10 protein-coding genes are annotated in these 16,619 nt (G+C 58.6%); 3 read left to right on the top strand and 7 right to left on the bottom strand.

Annotation, left to right across the window (positions count from 1 at the left end; all coding sequences use genetic code 11):
* Positions 1-26: 26 nt before the first annotated feature.
* The 7 genes from A7317_RS03220 to A7317_RS03190 all read right to left on the bottom strand — a co-directional run bounded on the left by A7317_RS03220 (position 27) and on the right by A7317_RS03190 (position 12,712).
* Entirely contained in the window at positions 27-1,625 is a 1,599-nt protein-coding gene (locus A7317_RS03220) for an ABC transporter substrate-binding protein (RefSeq protein ID WP_024073413.1), read from the bottom strand.
* 80 nt (positions 1,626-1,705) lie between these two features.
* The gene (locus A7317_RS03215; protein ID WP_024073414.1) at positions 1,706-3,103 is read right to left on the bottom strand and encodes an OprD family outer membrane porin; all 1,398 of its coding nucleotides are present in this window, start codon (positions 3,101-3,103) and stop codon (positions 1,706-1,708) included.
* A gap of 171 nt (positions 3,104-3,274) precedes the next feature.
* Entirely contained in the window at positions 3,275-4,819 is a 1,545-nt protein-coding gene (locus tag A7317_RS03210; protein WP_370531113.1) for an ABC transporter substrate-binding protein, read from the bottom strand.
* 365 nt (positions 4,820-5,184) lie between these two features.
* Entirely contained in the window at positions 5,185-6,813 is a 1,629-nt protein-coding gene (locus A7317_RS03205; RefSeq protein ID WP_024073416.1) for an ABC transporter substrate-binding protein, read from the bottom strand.
* 258 nt (positions 6,814-7,071) lie between these two features.
* Complete coding sequence (locus A7317_RS03200; protein ID WP_069075192.1) at positions 7,072-8,673, bottom strand: ABC transporter substrate-binding protein; 1,602 nt, start codon at positions 8,671-8,673, stop codon at positions 7,072-7,074.
* Positions 8,674-8,782: 109 nt separating this feature from the next.
* The gene (locus A7317_RS03195; RefSeq protein WP_069075191.1) at positions 8,783-11,458 is read right to left on the bottom strand and encodes a dermonecrotic toxin domain-containing protein; all 2,676 of its coding nucleotides are present in this window, start codon (positions 11,456-11,458) and stop codon (positions 8,783-8,785) included.
* Positions 11,459-11,998: 540 nt separating this feature from the next.
* Positions 11,999-12,712: an SIMPL domain-containing protein gene (locus A7317_RS03190; RefSeq protein ID WP_024073419.1), complete on the bottom strand. Its 714-nt coding sequence runs from the start codon at positions 12,710-12,712 to the stop codon at positions 11,999-12,001.
* 204 nt (positions 12,713-12,916) lie between these two features.
* Here A7317_RS03190 and A7317_RS03185 point away from each other — a divergent pair, with 204 nt between their 5' ends.
* The 3 genes from A7317_RS03185 to A7317_RS03175 all read left to right on the top strand — a co-directional run bounded on the left by A7317_RS03185 (position 12,917) and on the right by A7317_RS03175 (position 16,557).
* Complete coding sequence (locus A7317_RS03185; protein ID WP_024073420.1) at positions 12,917-14,179, top strand: ATP-binding protein; 1,263 nt, start codon at positions 12,917-12,919, stop codon at positions 14,177-14,179.
* Complete coding sequence (locus tag A7317_RS03180) at positions 14,172-14,732, top strand: response regulator transcription factor (RefSeq protein WP_010565532.1); 561 nt, start codon at positions 14,172-14,174, stop codon at positions 14,730-14,732. Before A7317_RS03185 ends, A7317_RS03180 begins: the two co-directional genes overlap by 8 nt.
* Before the next feature lie 100 nt (positions 14,733-14,832).
* Positions 14,833-16,557, top strand: coding sequence for an ABC transporter ATP-binding protein/permease (locus tag A7317_RS03175; RefSeq protein WP_069075190.1), 1,725 nt, complete (start codon positions 14,833-14,835; stop codon positions 16,555-16,557).
* Positions 16,558-16,619 lie beyond the last annotated feature (62 nt).

Below are 16,619 nucleotides of genomic sequence, written 5' to 3'. Positions count from 1 at the left end.
TCGACGGTGCCGAGCGTTTTTCTTATTTACTTCACCTGGGTGGTGGCGAAGTTATTGGTACCTAGAGGGCTTTGGGTAAAGCCTTCTACGTTTTTGCGCATGGCGGTGAACAGTTTCGGGTAAGCCATGGGAAGCCATGGTTGGTCCTTGTCGAAAACGTCCTGTGCCTGTTCATAGAGTGCAGCGCGCTGGGCGGGTTCAGTGAGGGCACGCGCCTTGTCGATCAGGTCCTGAAATTCTTTATTGCACCAACGGGCGTAGTTTTCGCCGTTCTTGGCCGCATCGCAACTCAGGTTGGGCGTAAGGAAGTTATCCGGGTCGCCGTTATCACCTACCCAGCCTGCGGAAACCATGTCGTGCTCACCGGCTTTGGCGCGCTTGAGCATTTCGCCCCACTCCATGACCTTGATGTTGACCTTCAGGCCAACCTGGGCCAGATCCGCCTGCATACGCTGGGCGCCCATCATTGGGTTGGGGTTGGTCGGGCCGCCGTTGGCGCGAGTGAACAGGGTGAACTCGGTACCCTCCGGCACGCCGGCTTCCTTGAGCAGGGCACGAGCCTTGTCCAGGTCACGTGGCGGGTTTTTCAACTTGTCGCTGAAGCCCAGCAGTGTTGGCGGATACGGGCCGGTGCCCACGACTGCGTTACCTTCGCCAAACAGTGCTTTCGTATAGCCGGCCTTGTCGAACGCGATGTTGATCGCGTGGCGTACCCGCGCGTCGCTCATGTATTTGTGGGTGGTGTTCAAGGCAGTGTAGCTGGTGGTCATCGCTGCCAGACCATCGATCTTCAGGTTCGGGTCTTTCTTGATGCTTGGGATGTCATCCGGCTTCGGATACAGCGCGATCTGGCATTCGTTGGCCTTGAGCTTCTGCAGGCGCACGTTGTTGTCGGTGGTGATCGCCAGGATCAGCGGGTCGGCCGGCGGCTTGCCACGGAAGTAGTCCGGGTTGGCCTTGAAACGCACCTGGGCGTCCTTGGCGTAGCGGGTGAAGATGAACGGGCCGGTGCCGATGGGCTTGGCATTGAGGTCATCGGTCTTGCCGGACTTGAGCAACTGGTCGGCGTATTCGGCAGAGTGAATCGAGGAAAACGCCATGGCCAGGTCGGCCAGGAACGGTGCTTCAGGGCGGGTCAGGGTGAAGACCACGGTGTGGTCGTCAGTCTTCTCGACGCTCTTGAGCAGTTCCTTGAAGCCCATGCTTTCGAAGTAGGGGTAGCCCACGTTGGACTTGGTGTGCCACGGGTGTTTCGGGTCCAGTTGGCGCTGGAAGCTCCAAAGCACGTCGTCGGCGTTCAGGTTGCGCGTGGGTTTGAAGTAGTCGGTGGTGTGGAACTTGATGTCGTCACGCAGATGGAAGGTGTAGGTCAGGCCATCGGCGCTGATCTCCGGCAGGGCCTTGGCCAGTGCGGGAATCACTTCGGTGGTGCCGGGCTTGAAGTCCACCAGGCGGTTGAACATGGTTTCAGCGGCGGCGTCAGCTGTGACGGCGGTGGTGTACAGGACCGGGTCGAAACCTTCCGGGCTGGCTTCGGTGCAGACCACCAGCGGTTTGGCCGAAACGCCGATCGCAACGCTCAACAGCGCAGCGGCAATAGCGGCTTGTAGCGGGAGCATTTTCATTCGGAGCCCTCTGCAATCGATGGGACCAGACAAGCGTAGACGGCGGGCTCGGATTGAGCCCGCCGTCTACCTGGCGCTAATTAAAGGATGTTGAACGGGATGGTGGTGACCAGGCGGAACTCTTTGATGTTGCCATCAGCTTGTTGCGCGCTGGCGCGGTGAGTCACGTAGGTGCCACGGATGGTGGTGGCCTTGAGTGGGCCGCTCTGAATCGCGTAGGACGTGCCAACGCCGTATTCCTGGTGTTTCTCGCCGTCCATCAGGCGCAGGTCGCTACGCGAAGCGCCGGCTTCACCGTAGGCGGTACCGTTGTAGTGAGTACCGTCGATGCCCCAGCCGCGCGCCGAGTAGACGTTGAACTTCAGGCCTGGCACGCCGTATTCGGCCATGTTGATGGCGTAGGCGACCTGGAAGGACTTCTCGTTCGGGCTGTTGAAGTCCGAGGTCAGGGAGTTGGCCAGGTAGATGCCGTTGGTTTCGTGCAGGTAGTCGAAGTACTCGTCACCGTTAACTTCCTGGTACGAGAAGGTCAGGCTGTGAGCCTGGTGGGTCAGCCCCAGGGACAACGAGTAAGTGTCGTTGTCGATGTTGCCCATCTTCTTGCTGCCGGTGTCGGTGGTTTTGTAGTAGTTCAGGCCGGTGGTCAGTGCCAGGGTCTGTGCATCACCCAGTTCGTGGGTAGCGCCGAAGTAGTACTGGTTCCAGAAGTCTTCAACGTTGGCGGCGAACACGCTGGTTTTCAGGCTTTTGAACGGCTGGTAGTTGAAGCCCAGGGTTTTGACCTTGTCGGTTTCCTGGCCATTGCCGTACTCGGAACGGAATTTCGACAGGCTTTGTTCGGTACGCGGCGAAACGCGATCGAAGATGCCGCCCTGGAACGACAGGTTGCTGAACTCTTCACTGTTGAAACTCACACCTTCGAAGCTCGAAGGCAGGGCACGGTTGCCGATAGTGTCGACGATTCCGCTGCTGAAGTTCTGGCGACCGGCGGTCAAGGTGGTGTTCGACACGCGGAACTTGACGTTAGCCAAGCCCAGTTTGCTCCATTGGCCTACTGCATCACCGTCGGAGTCAGCCAGGGTACGGTTGGAACCGCCCTTGATATCACGCTTGCTACGGTCCAGGACTACAGCGTTGTAGGCCGCCACTTCGGTGGCCACGCCCACGGTGCCTTGGGTGAAGCCCGAGGAGTAGTTGAGGATGGTGCCTTGTACCCAGTTCGTGCGGTTGGCGTCAGTGCGTGCCTGACCGTGCTTCTCATAGGTAAAGCGCTGGCCGCGGAATTTCTTCTCGCTGGAGAACCAGTTGCGAGTGGTACCACCCAGGCTTTGACCGTCGATAAAGCCTTTGGCTTCGCTTTGCGCGCTGGTGCCGGCCAGGGTGGTAGGCACGAAGTCCTGGCTCTGAGTGTCCGCATAGGCGGTGGCCGTGATGCTGCTGATGGCCAAGGCCAGAAGCGCTTTGCTGCTCAGTTTCATGGGTGAAGCTCCTTTGGTTCTCTTTTTTATGCCGGTCTTTTTAGGTGAACCGGCTATTGGGTGTGTAACTCGATCAAGCTATTGCAAACGTTTGCTGTAGGAAAATTCCCAAAACAAGGCTGCACGTTTGCGAGAGAGCCAACTTCGCTCTCTGCAAATCCGGTTATTTTTTTAGGGGGTGATACTGACGCCTGAGAACACGTTGCGGCCGAAGGGGCTCACTTTGAAACCTTCGACTTTGGCGCTTAACGGCTGGTTGACCGTCGAGTGGGCGACGGGCGTGATAGGCACCTGCGCTTTAAGCAGTTGCTGCGCCTGTTTGTACAGAACAGTCCTTTGTTCGCGGTCGGTTACGACCTTGGCTTGCTTGATCAGCTTGTCGTACGCCGGGTCACACCACATGGAGTAGTTGTTCCCGCCGATGGCGTCGCAGCTGTAGAGAGTGCCCAGCCAGTTGTCCGGGTCCCCGTTGTCGCCGGTCCAGCCGATCAGGCTGATATCGTGCTCACCGTTCTTGGTGCGCTTGATGTATTCGCCCCACTCGTAGCTGACGATCTTGACCTTGAGGCCGATCTTCGCCCAGTCGCTTTGCAGCATCTCGGCCATCAGCTTGGCGTTGGGGTTGTACGGCCGCTGCACCGGCATCGCCCACAGGGTGATCTCGGTGCCTTCCTTCACGCCGGCGGCCTTGAGCAGTTCCTTGGCTTTTTCCGGGTTGTAGGCGGCGTCCTTGATGCTGTCGTCGTAGGACCACTGGGTCGGCGGCATGGCGTTGACTGCCAATTGCCCCGCGCCCTGGTACACAGCATTGAGGATGCTCTGCTTGTTCACTGCCATGTCCAGCGCCTGGCGCACTTCAAGCTGGTCGAACGGCTTGTGGCGCACGTTGTAGGCGATGTAGCCGAGGTTGAAACCCGGCTTGGTCAGCAGTTTCAGGTTCGGGTCGGCCTTGAGGGCGTCGACATCGGCCGGACGCGGATGCAGGGTGACCTGGCATTCCCCGGCCTTGAGCTTTTGCACGCGCACCGAGGCGTCGGTGTTGATGGCGAAAATCAGTTGGTCCAGCTTGACCTTGCTCGGGTCCCAGTACTGTTTGTTGGCCACAAAGCGGATCTGCGAGTCTTTCTGGTAGCGCTGGAATACAAAGGGCCCAGTGCCGATCGGCTTCTGGTTGATGTCGCTGGGCTTACCGTCCTTGAGCAACTGCTCGGCGTATTCGGCCGACAGGATGGCGGCAAAGCTCATGGCGATGTTCTGCACGAACGCGGCGTCGATCGTGTTGAGCGTCATCACCACGGTGTGTGGGCCGGTCTTCTCGACCTTGGCGATGTTCTTGTTCAGGCTCATCCCGTTGAAGTACGGAAACTCGGTGGGGTAGGCCTTGCGAAACGGATGGTCGGGGTCAAGCATGCGGTTGAAGGTGAACAGCACGTCGTCGGCGTTGAAGTCCCGCGTTGGCTTGAATTCCTTGTTGCTGTGGAATTTCACCCCTTCGCGCAGATGGAAGGTGTAGGTCAGGCCGTCTTCGGAAACCTCCCACTTGGTCGCCAGGCCAGGCACCACGTTGGTCTCGCCCTTTTCAAACTCGACCAGCCGGTTGTACAGCGGCTCGGCGGCATCGTTGTCGGTGGCGGCGGTGTATTGCGCGGTGTCGAACCCTGCCGGGCTGCCTTCGGAGCAGAACACCAGGCTCTTCTTGTCGGCGGCTTGGCCCATCGTGGCCACAGCCAGCAGGCTGGTGCCAAAAATTGCGGATAGAACGGTGGTATGGCGCATGACGATCCCGATCCTTGTTTGTAGTTGTCATCAGCGAGCAATCCCCCGGGCTTTCGGCCAGGGAGACATCACTGATCCCACTCGCAGCAAGTGCCTTTCCGAATTAGATGCCTCTGCTGTCCTACGACGTTATGGGTCGCGGACTTCGCAGTAAATGCGTCAAATCTGACTGACCTTGTAGGCAACGGAGTCGCAAATCGCAGTTCGTTACCGTAGGACGGCAGCGATTGCGAATGTGGTCTGTTTCCTACGGTCCAGGCGGATGTAATAACGGCGACGTTCTGAAACGCCGCCGCCAGTGATCCTTACTTGCCGCTTACGCTCACGCCGTAGAAGGAGTTCAAGCCAAACGGGCTGATCTTGAAGTCCTGCACGGAGTTGCGCATGGGTTGATACACCGTCGAGTGCGCGATAGGTGTCATCGGGACTGCATCTTTGAGGATATGTTGCGCCTGCTTGTACAGCTCGGTGCGTTTGGCGACATCCGATGTGGCCTTGGCTTCTTTGACGATGCCGTCGAATTTCTTGTCGCACCATTTGGAGAAGTTGTTACCGGCCAGCGAATCACAGCCGAACAGCACGTTCAGCCAGTTGTCCGGGTCACCATTGTCGCCGCTCCAGCCAATGATCATGGCCTGGTTCTCGCCGCCTTTGGAGCGCTTGATGTACTCGCCCCATTCGTAGCTGGTGATCTTGACCTTCAGGCCGATCTTGGACCAGTCGTTCTGCAGCATTTCAGCCATCAGCTTGGCATTCGGGTTGTACGGACGCTGGACCGGCATGGCCCACAGGACGATCTCGGTACCTTCCTTGACGCCGGCTTCCTTGAGCAGTGCTTTGGCTTTCTCGGGATCGTACTTGGCATCCTTGATGGTGGTGTCGTAGGACCATTGAGTCGGTGGCATGGCGTTGACGGCCAGTTGACCGGCGCCCTGGTAGACGGAGTCGATGATCTGCTGCTTGTTCACCGACATGTCCAGCGCCTGGCGCACGCGCAGGTCTGCCAGCGGGTTAGGCTGGTCGCTGCCCTTGATCTTGTCCATGACGTTGTAAGCAACGTAACCCAGGTTGAAACCGGCCTGGTGCGGCAGTTTCAGGTCCTTGTCTTCGCCCAGCGCCTTGAGGTCGGCCGGACGTGGGAACAAGGTGATCTGGCATTCGTTTTTCTTGAGCTTCTGGATGCGTACCGATGGGTCGGTGGTGATGGCGAAGATCAGGTTGTCGATCTTGACGTCTTCAGGCTTCCAGTAGTCCTTGTTACCGGTGTAACGGATGTTCGAGTCTTTCTGGTAGCTCTTGAACACGAACGGGCCAGTGCCGATCGGCTTCTGGTTGATGTCCGGGGCTTTGCCTTCCTTCAACAGTTGGGCGGCGTATTCAGCCGACTGGATCGACGCGAAGCTCATCGCCAGGTTTTGGATAAAAGCGGCGTCCACGGTGCCAAGGGTGAACTTGACGGTGTGGTCATCGATTTTCTCGATGTTCTTGATGTTGGTGTCCATCCCCATGTCCGTGAAGTACGGGAACTCGGTGGGGTAGGCTTTACGGAATGGATCGTCTTTATTGATCATCCGGTTGAAGGTGAACAGTACGTCGTCAGCCGAGAATTCACGAGTGGGCTTGAAGTACGGGGTGGTGTGGAACTTGACGCCTTCGCGCAAATGGAAGGTATACGTCAGGCCATCCGGGGACACGTCCCAGCTGGTGGCCAGGCCAGGAATCACAGCGGTGCCGCCGCGTTCGAACTGGCTCAGGCGGTTGAACATGGTTTCGGCCGAAGCATCGAAGTCTGTTCCGGTGGTGTACTGGCCTGGATCGAAACCGGCCGGGCTCCCTTCGGAGCAGAACACCAGGTTAGTTGCCGCATGGGCAAAGGGGGCGGCGGCCATAAGGCCAGCGCTCACTAATAACGGAAGGACTGCGTGTTTAAGCATGTTGGCCTCATGATTTGTTGTCATTTTTGGTGGTGAGGGCGACCTCGTGAGTCGGCCTGCGGATACTTATGCAGGGGCCATACCCATTGCAAGATGCTGAACGGTTGCAAGCGGCAAAGAGTGGTACGAACGTACACGAATGTCGCAATTATGAAAGTTTTGACACAAATGGGCATGTTTAGAGGGTTTTTTCGGTGCGCAAGGCGCACCAAAAAGACCCATATGGCGCGCCTGGCGCACCCGGTTGGGGCGCGGCTGTTACTTATCTAGACTCACGCCGTAGAAAGGCGTCAATCCAAACGGGCTGATCTTGAAGTCTCGCACTTCTTTTCGCAGGGGTTGGAAAACCGTCGAGTTTGCAATAGGCGTTATAGGTACTTGTTCCTTAAGGATTTTTTGTGCCTGCTGATACCACTTTATGCGCTGCTCGCGATCGCTGCTGAGTTTGGCTTGCTGGACAAGTTTGTCGTAGGCCGGGTTACACCATTTGGCGTAGTTGCTGCCCTTGACCGCAGCACAACTGTAGAGCACGCCGAGCCAGTTATCCGGGTCGCCGTTGTCGCCGGTCCAGCCGTAAATCATCGCATCGTGCTCACCATTCTTGGCGCGCTTGATGTATTCGCCCCATTCATAACTGACGATGTTGGCCTTGATGCCGATCTTGTCCCAGTCCTGCTGGATCATTTGCGCCGACATGCGCGCATTCGGGTTGGAAGCCCGTTGCACGGTCATGGCCCACAGGTTGATGGTCGTACCTGGTGCAACCCCTGCTTCTTTTAGTAGAGCCCGAGCCTTGGTCGGATCGTAGGGGGCGTCCTTGATGGTCGGGTCATAAGACCACTGCGCCGGTGGCAAGGCGTTCTGCGCCAATTGTCCGGCGCTTTGGTAAACGGCCTTGATGATCGCGGGTTTGTCGATAGCCATGTCCAGGGCCTGGCGCACCTTGAGCTGGTCCAGCGGCGGGTGGGTCACGTTGTAGGCCAGGAAGCCCAGGTTGAAACCGGCTTGCTGTAGCACGCGCAGGTTGGGGTCCTGTTTCATCACCTCGATGTCGGCGGGGCGCGGATAGCCACTGACCTGGCATTCGCCGGCCTTGAGTTTCTGCAGGCGTGACGCGGCATCCGGGGTGATGGCGAATACCAGGTTGTCGAGCTTCACATCCTCGGGCTTCCAATAGTGCTTGTTGGCCACATAGCGAATCTGCGAGTCCTTCTGGTAGCGCTTGAACACAAACGGCCCGGTGCCTACCGGCTTCTGGTTGATGTCTTCGGCCTTGCCTTCCTTCAGCAATTGAGCCGCGTACTCGGCGGACTGCACCGAGGCGAAACTCATCGCCAGGTTTTGTACGAAGGCGGCGTCGACATTGTTCAGGTTGAAGCGCACGGTGTGCTCGTCGAGTTTGTCGACGCTCTTGATCGTGGTGTTCAGGCCCATGTCGGTGAAGTACGGTGACTCGGAGGGGTAAGCCTTGCGAAACGGGCTGTCGGCGTCCAGCAAGCGGTTGAAGGTGAACAGCACATCATCGGCGTTGAAGTCGCGGGAAGGCGTGAAGAAATCGGTGGTGTGGAACTTGACGCCATCGCGCAGGTGGAAGGTGTAGGTCAGGCCGTCTTTGGACACCTCCCAACGGGTCGCCAGGCCGGGCTCGACTTCGGTGCCGCCGCGCTTGAACTGGGTCAGGCGGTTGAACACGGTTTCCGCCGAGGCATCAAAATCGGTGCCGCTGGTGTACTGGCTGGGGTCGAAACCGGCGGGGCTGGCTTCGGAGCAGTAGACCAACGTGCTGGCGGCCTGGGCCAGCGGCATAAAGGCCAGCAGGCCGGCAGCGAGGAGCAGTGGTTTTAAGGTGATTCTTTCCATGGAGACTCCTGAAGTGGCAGGCATACAAAGTTGCCCAGACAAAAAACGGCGGTCACCGAGGTTACCGCCGTTCAGGCTTTTCAGGTCAGTCGAGAACGTTCTATCGTTATTACCCTACCGACAGTTGCAGGCGGGAATTCGAGGGACCTTCAATATTGAATCGATCACCTTCTGCCCCGTTGCTCTTGCGGATCTTGAAAGTGCGCGTCGATGAGATGTCCATATCCTTGATGGGCTCGAGCTCAGCGGAGTCTGTATCAGTCAGCTTCCACTTGGCAGAGATCGTGACGTCGGCGTCTCCGGCCGCCGGGTTGTAGTCGATGAGAAAGTGACGGTCACCCGCACTGGTCAAGTAGTTGTCCTTGAGCAGGGGGGGACCCAGCTCCTGCCACGTGGACGCTGCTGCTCCCTGGTGGGCAACTTCGGAAATCCGCGCGCGCAGTTCTGGATCGGGCACTGCTTGTTCAAATTTGGCGAGGTTGTCTCGCAGGAAGCTGTCCTCCAGGTTTGCAGGTGGATTTTCAAAGCTGGCCTTGAGTTTGTTGAAGTCCATTTCAATTTCGTTTGCGCCAACGCGCAGCGTGTAGGGGCTACGGTGCAGGTCTTTGATGAAGTTCGGCGCGTACTCGCCGGCCCCGAACTCTGACGGGATTGCCCTTTCGGAGTCTGACACCGAATACACGCCGTCATTGGCCGCCCAATCGATCTTCAGCCTACGCTTGATCTCGCTACCTTGTTCATAGTGCTCACTGGAAAAAGTGAAGTTGGTTTTTGTGTCGGCATTGACGTACTTGTCAAAGATTTTTGCCCCTGCCATCTGGGTGCCATCTACTTCAACAAACTGACTCGAAACGCTGGGGACTTTGTTCAGGACTTCATCCTGGGTCGGTGCTGGGATCTTTTTTTTCCATGGCCACTCGCGGGCACCTCCTGGGCCGATACCCGGTGCCCACTCACCATCGCCGGTGGAATGCACGGTCATCACCGGCTTGCGGGTTTGTGGGTCGATGATCTGAACGTAGTCGTCGCGCAGTTTGAAGTCGCTTCTGATCTCGTAGACCTTGGGCATACCCGTAGCGTCGGTGTAGCGGATGAACCACCGGTCTACGCCGGAAGCATCTTTAAGCTGATGCATGCCTTTTGCATTTGCCTGCAAGCCTTCAATAACGCGTTCGCCATCCGGGATTGCATAGGCGCTGATATCGGCGGCCTGGGACGGGCGGAGACGGTTGGCAACGTTTTCCTCGGCGCGGGGCTTGATGTCGACGGGCTTTTCCGGGATTTCGCGTGAGGGTGGCGATAGTTCTTCTGCGGCATTCGCTGCGACGACTTCGCCCTCGGCGGCACCGGTGACCAGTTTGCTGGCGCCATGGACGACGCTAGGCAGTGCATTCAGCACACCGAACACAATATGGTCTGCGCCGCCTTGCTTGCCATGCTTGAGGTCGTCGGCGCCAACCCCGGCCTCCACTGCGCCGGCGGCAGCGTAAAACACCTCCAGCCCTATCGCCACTTCTGGCATGACCATGGCCAGCGGGGTCATCATCAAGGCGATTTTGCTGGTGTTCTCCAGCACTTCCAGGAGGGTGGCTTTGGTGACGTCGCCGTCCGTGGTGATCTCGGTTTCGGCGTCGGCGTATGAGCGTTCTTTCTGTCGCTGGGTCATGACCGCGAACGGGTCGCCGGACAGTGGTTCGGTGGTGATGAATTGTTGCGGATCGAATTCGTTCAGCCGTTCGAGAGGCCCGGCATCGGGTGCATTTTTTTTGGTCCAGCCGCTGACACCGACCAACGTTTGATTGACGCCTTCGGAGAAGAAACGATCAGCCTGGTCGCGCAAGCGGAAGTGCATCGATAGCGCTTCACGCTTGACCGGGTCGCCAGCCTGTTCAGCCAGCCATGTCTTCATCCGGGCGTGGCTGTCGAACGTATGAATCGGCGAGGAGTTTCCCGGGATGTACAGCAACGTACGGTTGATGGGGGTGCCGTCGTCACCCAATTGGGGCTTTTTGTCGGTGATGTAGAGCAAGTCCGTGGACTTGAAGCCGTTGATACTCAACAGCCCTACTTCCACATCGGGGTCTTTGCGGGTGGCGGGGGCCAGATCGTCCAGTTTCAGACGCTCCCAAGTGGTATTCGACGGCAGGCCGGCGGCGCGCATGACCAGGTCGGTATCACTTGCCTTCAAACTGTTGTTCTCAAATTGCCGCAGGGCAGCACCCACCAGGGATGCTTTGCTCATTTGTTCGTATTTGCTTTGATGGGCAGGCCAAAAGCTATTCAGGAAGTCGGTGTAGGGTTTGCTCCGTTCGGTGTTCCACACGATCTCCCGGAAGGCGGCTGGGGTCTCGCGCAGCAGGTTTGTAGCGCCATAAACCTCCCTCTGGCCGGGGGCCGCCCCGACAAAGATGCCTTCGTAGGTCTTCTGCGGTTGCGCCAGCGGGTCAATCTTATTCTCCAGCACCGACAAAGGGTTCAACGGCGCCATCCGGTTGAGCCAGGTGTGCAGGGTCGACCGCTGTTTTTCGGACTCCGTCTGGTGTTCGTCTTTCTTATTGGCGCGCTGTACGTTATGTAACGCGGCTTTGGTCAGCGATATTTTGTTTAAGACTTTGCCACCCCTGGGTTTTGGCTGCTTGGGGTCGTAGTTCAACGTGACAATAAACGTGTTATCAGGATCAATGTCCTTGCGCCACCGTGTTTTCAACTCGGCCTTGATAATTTCAGCGGTACTTTGGCTCGGCGTTTTAAAACCTTCAGTGGCTTTAGCGATGTATTTATCCACCCCTGGGTTATACGGTAGACCGGGGATCAGTGTTTGGTGATGGTGTTTTCTCCTTGGGCTTTTTTGCCGGGGTGCATGTTCTGTGTTATTGCGGGAAGGCTGGGTGGCGAGCTCTGGTGAGGTGCGAGGCCCATTTGGCATGGATGTGGGAAGAGTGTTTGAGGCAGATGTAATCATTCGGTATCGATCTCCGTAAATTAGCCTCCCTGGCGATTATGTATTCGATACTTGCGTGGAAAATGATCGTACTGACGTTCCTGCTTTTGGCTTTGTTCTCGTTACACATGGTTGCGGCTGACATCTACTGAAAAGACCTGGCGGCTGATTGCATGACTTCGTCGGATAAAGGCGCGTATTCAGCGTGCGGTAGGGGGGGGGAGAATGAAGAGGCGTGTAATGCGCCATGTGTTCTGATTTATGAAGTTACGGCTGCACCGATAAAAAAGGCGCGTCCTCAAGGCCGCGCCAGATGCCAATCTGTCAGAGAACGGGTTCGCTACTCAGTGAGTTTTCAGGAACCCGTTTGCTTCAGTCAGTACTTTATTGTTGCAGCACTTCGATCACGCCATCGGCGGTCATGCTGACCTGGCTGGTGCCGGCTTCCACTTCAGGGGTAGGGGCCGAATCGGCCAGGGCACCTTTCATCATCATCCCGGCACGGGCGTAAGGCATGGGGTAACCATTGGTGTTGAGGTTCAGGTTGACGATCTTGTAGCCCTTGCCGCCCAGTGCATCGGTGGCCAACTGTGCGCGTGCCTTGAATGCGGTGACCGCTTCCTTGAGCAGCGCATCTTCACTGGACTTGCGCGTGGCGTCGGCGATGGTGAAATCCATGTTTTCCATCTTCAAGGTGTTCAGCAGTTCGCCGGTGAGCTTGGACAGCGCCGGGAAGTCCGCGCTCTCCAAGCGCAACGCGGCGCGTTCACGCCAGCCGGTGATCTTCTGGTTCTTGTTGTCGTAGATCGGGTAGCTGTTGCGGCTGCCCTGGCGCAGGGTCACGCCTTTGACTTCGCGGGCCTGGTCGAGGGCCTTGTTCAGGGTGGTAGTGATTTCGGCAGCGAGCTTGGCCGGGTCGCTGTTCTGGGATTCGGTGTACAGCGTGACGATCATCTTGTCGCGGGCCACCTCCTGGCTGACCTCGGCGCGCAGGGCAATCTGGTTGTAATGCAGCTCATCGGCGGCCATGGCCTGAAGGCTGGCGAGGCTGCCGACGCTGAGGGTGACGATGGCTGCACTGCGAATGAAACGAGACATGGAAGCTCCTTAGGGGGGTCGTATCGGTATGACTGTAGACGGTCACGTTGGGTTCTTCGGGTTTACACATTAGCTACAGGTTGGGGCGCTGCCGACGAACGGTCATTTGTCCGCCCTGCGTCAAAGAGCCACACGCGCCGTGTCGGCGGTGCTGCTTCGTTTATACTCCTGCCGATCCGCCTGCAGCGCTCATCGGGAGAGCTCATGCTCGCCGCCGTAAAACTGACTTCCGCCACTCGCCAGAACCTCTGGCGCCTGACGTTCATTCGTACCCTGGTACTGGCCGCGCAGGCCGGCTCCGTCGGGCTCGCCTATTGGTTCGACCTGCTGCCTCTGCCGTGGCTGCAATTGGGCGTGACCCTGTGCTTTTCCACCGTGCTGTGTGTGTTCACCGCGATCCGGCTGCGCACCACCTGGCCGGTGACCGAACTCGAATACGCGCTGCAACTGGCCTGCGACCTGTTTATCCACAGTGTGTTGCTTTATTTCTCGGGCGGTTCCACCAACCCGTTCGTTTCGTATTACCTGGTGCCACTGACGATCGCCGCCGTGACCTTGCCGTGGCGCTATTCGGTGGTGCTGTCCGGCATCGCGCTGACCCTGTACACGCTGTTGCTGGCGCAGTTCTACCCCTTGCAGACCTTCCCCATTGCACGGGAAAACCTGCAGATCTACGGGATGTGGCTGAGCTTCGCGTTGTCCGCTGCGGTCATCACCTTCTTCGCTGCGCGCATGGCCGAAGAGCTGCGCCGTCAGGAAGAGTTGCGCGCCATCCGCCGCGAAGAGGGCCTGCGCGACCAGCAACTGCTGGCCGTCGCCACCCAGGCCGCGGGTGCCGCCCATGAGCTGGGCACGCCGCTGGCGACCATGAGCGTGCTGCTCAACGAAATGACCCAGGACCATCACGACCCGGCGCTGCAAGAGGATCTCGGCGTACTGCGCGAACAGGTCAAGCAGTGCAAGCAGACCTTGCAGCAACTGGTGCGTGCTGCCGAAGCCAATCGCCGCCTGGCGGTGGAGATGCAGGACGTGACCCAGTGGCTCGACGAAGCCCTGAACCGCTGGCACCTGATGCGCCCCGAAGCCAGTTACCGTTTCCACCTGTTGGGCCAGGGCAGTGTGCCGCGCATGGCGCCGCCGCCGGACTTGACCCAGGCCTTGCTCAACTTGTTGAACAACGCTGCCGATGCCTGCCCCGAGGGCCTGGAAGTGCAACTGGATTGGGATGTGGACGACCTTACGATCAGTATTCGCGACCACGGCGCCGGTGTGCCGCTGGCTATTGCCGAGCAGATCGGCAAACCTTTCTTTACCACCAAGGGCAAAGGCTTCGGCCTCGGCCTGTTTTTGAGCAAGGCCAGCGTGACCCGCGCGGGCGGCTCAGTGAAGCTCTATAGTCATGAGGAAGGTGGCACGCTCACCGAGCTGCGCCTGCCCCGTGTCGCACGAGGAGATATCGATGAGTGACGAGATCCAAGTCGAAGGCGAAGAACTGCCGCATCTGTTGCTGGTAGATGACGACGCCACGTTTACCCGCGTGATGGCACGCGCCATGAGCCGTCGCGGCTTCCGTGTCAGCACCGCAGGCTCCGCCGAAGAAGGCCTGGCCATCGCCCAGGCCGACTTGCCGGACTACGCCGCGCTCGACCTGAAGATGGACGGCGACTCGGGCCTGGTGCTGCTGCCCAAGCTGCTGGAGCTCGACCCGGAAATGCGCGTGGTGATCCTCACCGGTTACTCCAGCATCGCCACCGCCGTCGAGGCGATCAAGCGCGGCGCTTGCAACTACCTGTGCAAACCCGCCGACGCCGACGACGTGCTGGCCGCCTTGCTCTCCGAGCATGCCGACCTCGATACCCTGGTGCCGGAAAACCCCATGTCGGTGGATCGCCTGCAATGGGAGCACATCCAGCGTGTGCTGACCGAGCACGAAGGCAACATCTCCGCCACCGCCCGCGCCCTTGGCATGCACCGCCGCACCCTGCAACGCAAGCTGCAGAAACGTCCGGTACGGCGCTGAACGAAGTCTGAACAATCTGCTTCAGGCTGCACGGCGCCCTGAACCGATCGTCTATGATCGGTTCAAACGCCTGTCATGTTTTTCCTACCGAGCCTGAACAATGAATCAGAACGCTGAGTACTCCGCGGTCAATGACGCGGTGCGTGGGCAGTTTTTCCGCCGAACCTGGGCGATGATCACGCCCTATTGGCGCAGTGAAGAGAAGGGCAAGGCCTGGTTGTTGCTGGCGGTGGTGATTGGCCTGTCGCTGTTCAGCGTGGCGATATCGGTATGGCTCAACCACTGGTACAAAGACTTCTACAACGCCCTGGAAAATAAGGATACCGCCGCCTTCTGGCAACAGATCATCTATTTCTGCGGTATCGCCACGGTGGCGATTCTCGGCGCGGTCTACCGCCTGTACCTGACCCAGATGTTGACCATTCGCTGGCGTGCCTGGCTCACCGAAAAGTATTTCGCGCGTTGGCTCAGCCACAAGAACTACTACCAGTTGGAGCAGGGCGGCTATACCGATAACCCGGACCAGCGGATTTCCGAAGACCTCAACAGCTTCACCTCCAATACCTTGAACCTGGGCCTGGGGCTGCTACGCAATGTGGTCAGCCTGGTGTCGTTCTCCATCATTCTGTGGGGCGTGTCGGGCAGCATTGAAGTGTTCGGTATCACCATCCCCGGCTACATGTTCTGGTGTGCCCTGGTCTACGCCGGAGTCGGCAGTTGGTTGACCCACTTGATCGGTCGACGCTTGATCGGCCTGAGCAACCAGCAACAACGGTTTGAGGCGGACTTGCGTTTCTCCATGGTGCGGGTGCGGGAGAATGCCGAGAGTATCGCCCTGTACAACGGCGAGCCTAACGAAAACCAGCGCTTGAGTGCGCGGTTCGGCAAGGTCTGGCATAACTTCTGGGACATCATGAAAGTGTCCAAGCGCCTGACGTTCTTCACCGCCGGCTATGAGCAGATCGCCACCGTGTTTGCGTTCATTGTGGCTGCACCGCGCTACTTCTCCGGCAAGATCGAGTTGGGCGAGCTGATGCAAATCAACTCGGCGTTCGGCAACGTGCAGGGTAATTTCAGTTGGTTTATCACGGCCTACGCCGACCTGGCCAGCTGGCGTGCGACCAGTGATCGTCTGCTGAGCTTCCAGCAGGCCATGAGCGAGAACGAGCAACGCCCTGCGGCCATCGATGTGCAGCCCCAAGGCGAACGCCTGGTGGTGCAGGGCCTGGGGATGGACCTGGCCGACGGCCGTCATTTGCTCACCGACGCCGACATGACCGTGGAACCGGGCGAGCGGGTGATGCTCAGCGGGCGATCGGGCAGTGGTAAAAGTACCTTGCTGCGTGCGATGGGCCACTTGTGGCCAGCCGGCCATGGCAGCATTCGCCTGCCGGCCAAGCGCTACCTGTTCCTGCCGCAGAAGCCCTACCTGCCGATTGGTACGCTCAAGGATGTGTTGAGTTATCCACAGGACGGCAGCGTGTACCCGGCAGAACGTTATGCACAGGTCCTGGAAACCTGCCGCCTGCCGCACCTGGTCGCTCGCCTTGATGAAGCCAACCACTGGCAACGGATGCTCTCGCCGGGCGAGCAACAGCGCCTGGCCTTTGCCCGCGCGTTGTTGTTCGCGCCGCAATGGCTGTACATGGATGAAGCGACTTCGGCCATGGATGAAGAGGATGAAGCCACGTTGTATCAGGCGGTGATCGATGAGCTGCCTGGATTGAGCATCGTCAGCGTCGGCCATCGCAGTAGCCTCAAGCGCTTCCATGGGCGGCATGTGCGGATCGAAGGCGGGTTGTTGCAGGAGCAGCCCGTGTCCTGAGGCAGGGCGCGATCACTGCAGAGCGAGGCCCAACAAAAATCTATGGTCCCCCCATTTTTGCA

This window comes from Pseudomonas fluorescens (assembly GCF_001708445.1).
In the GTDB taxonomy this organism is placed as follows: Bacteria; Pseudomonadota; Gammaproteobacteria; order Pseudomonadales; family Pseudomonadaceae; genus Aquipseudomonas; species Aquipseudomonas gorinensis.
The sequence above is the reverse complement of the archived record's forward strand: the minus strand, read 5'-3'. Positions and strand labels throughout refer to the sequence as shown.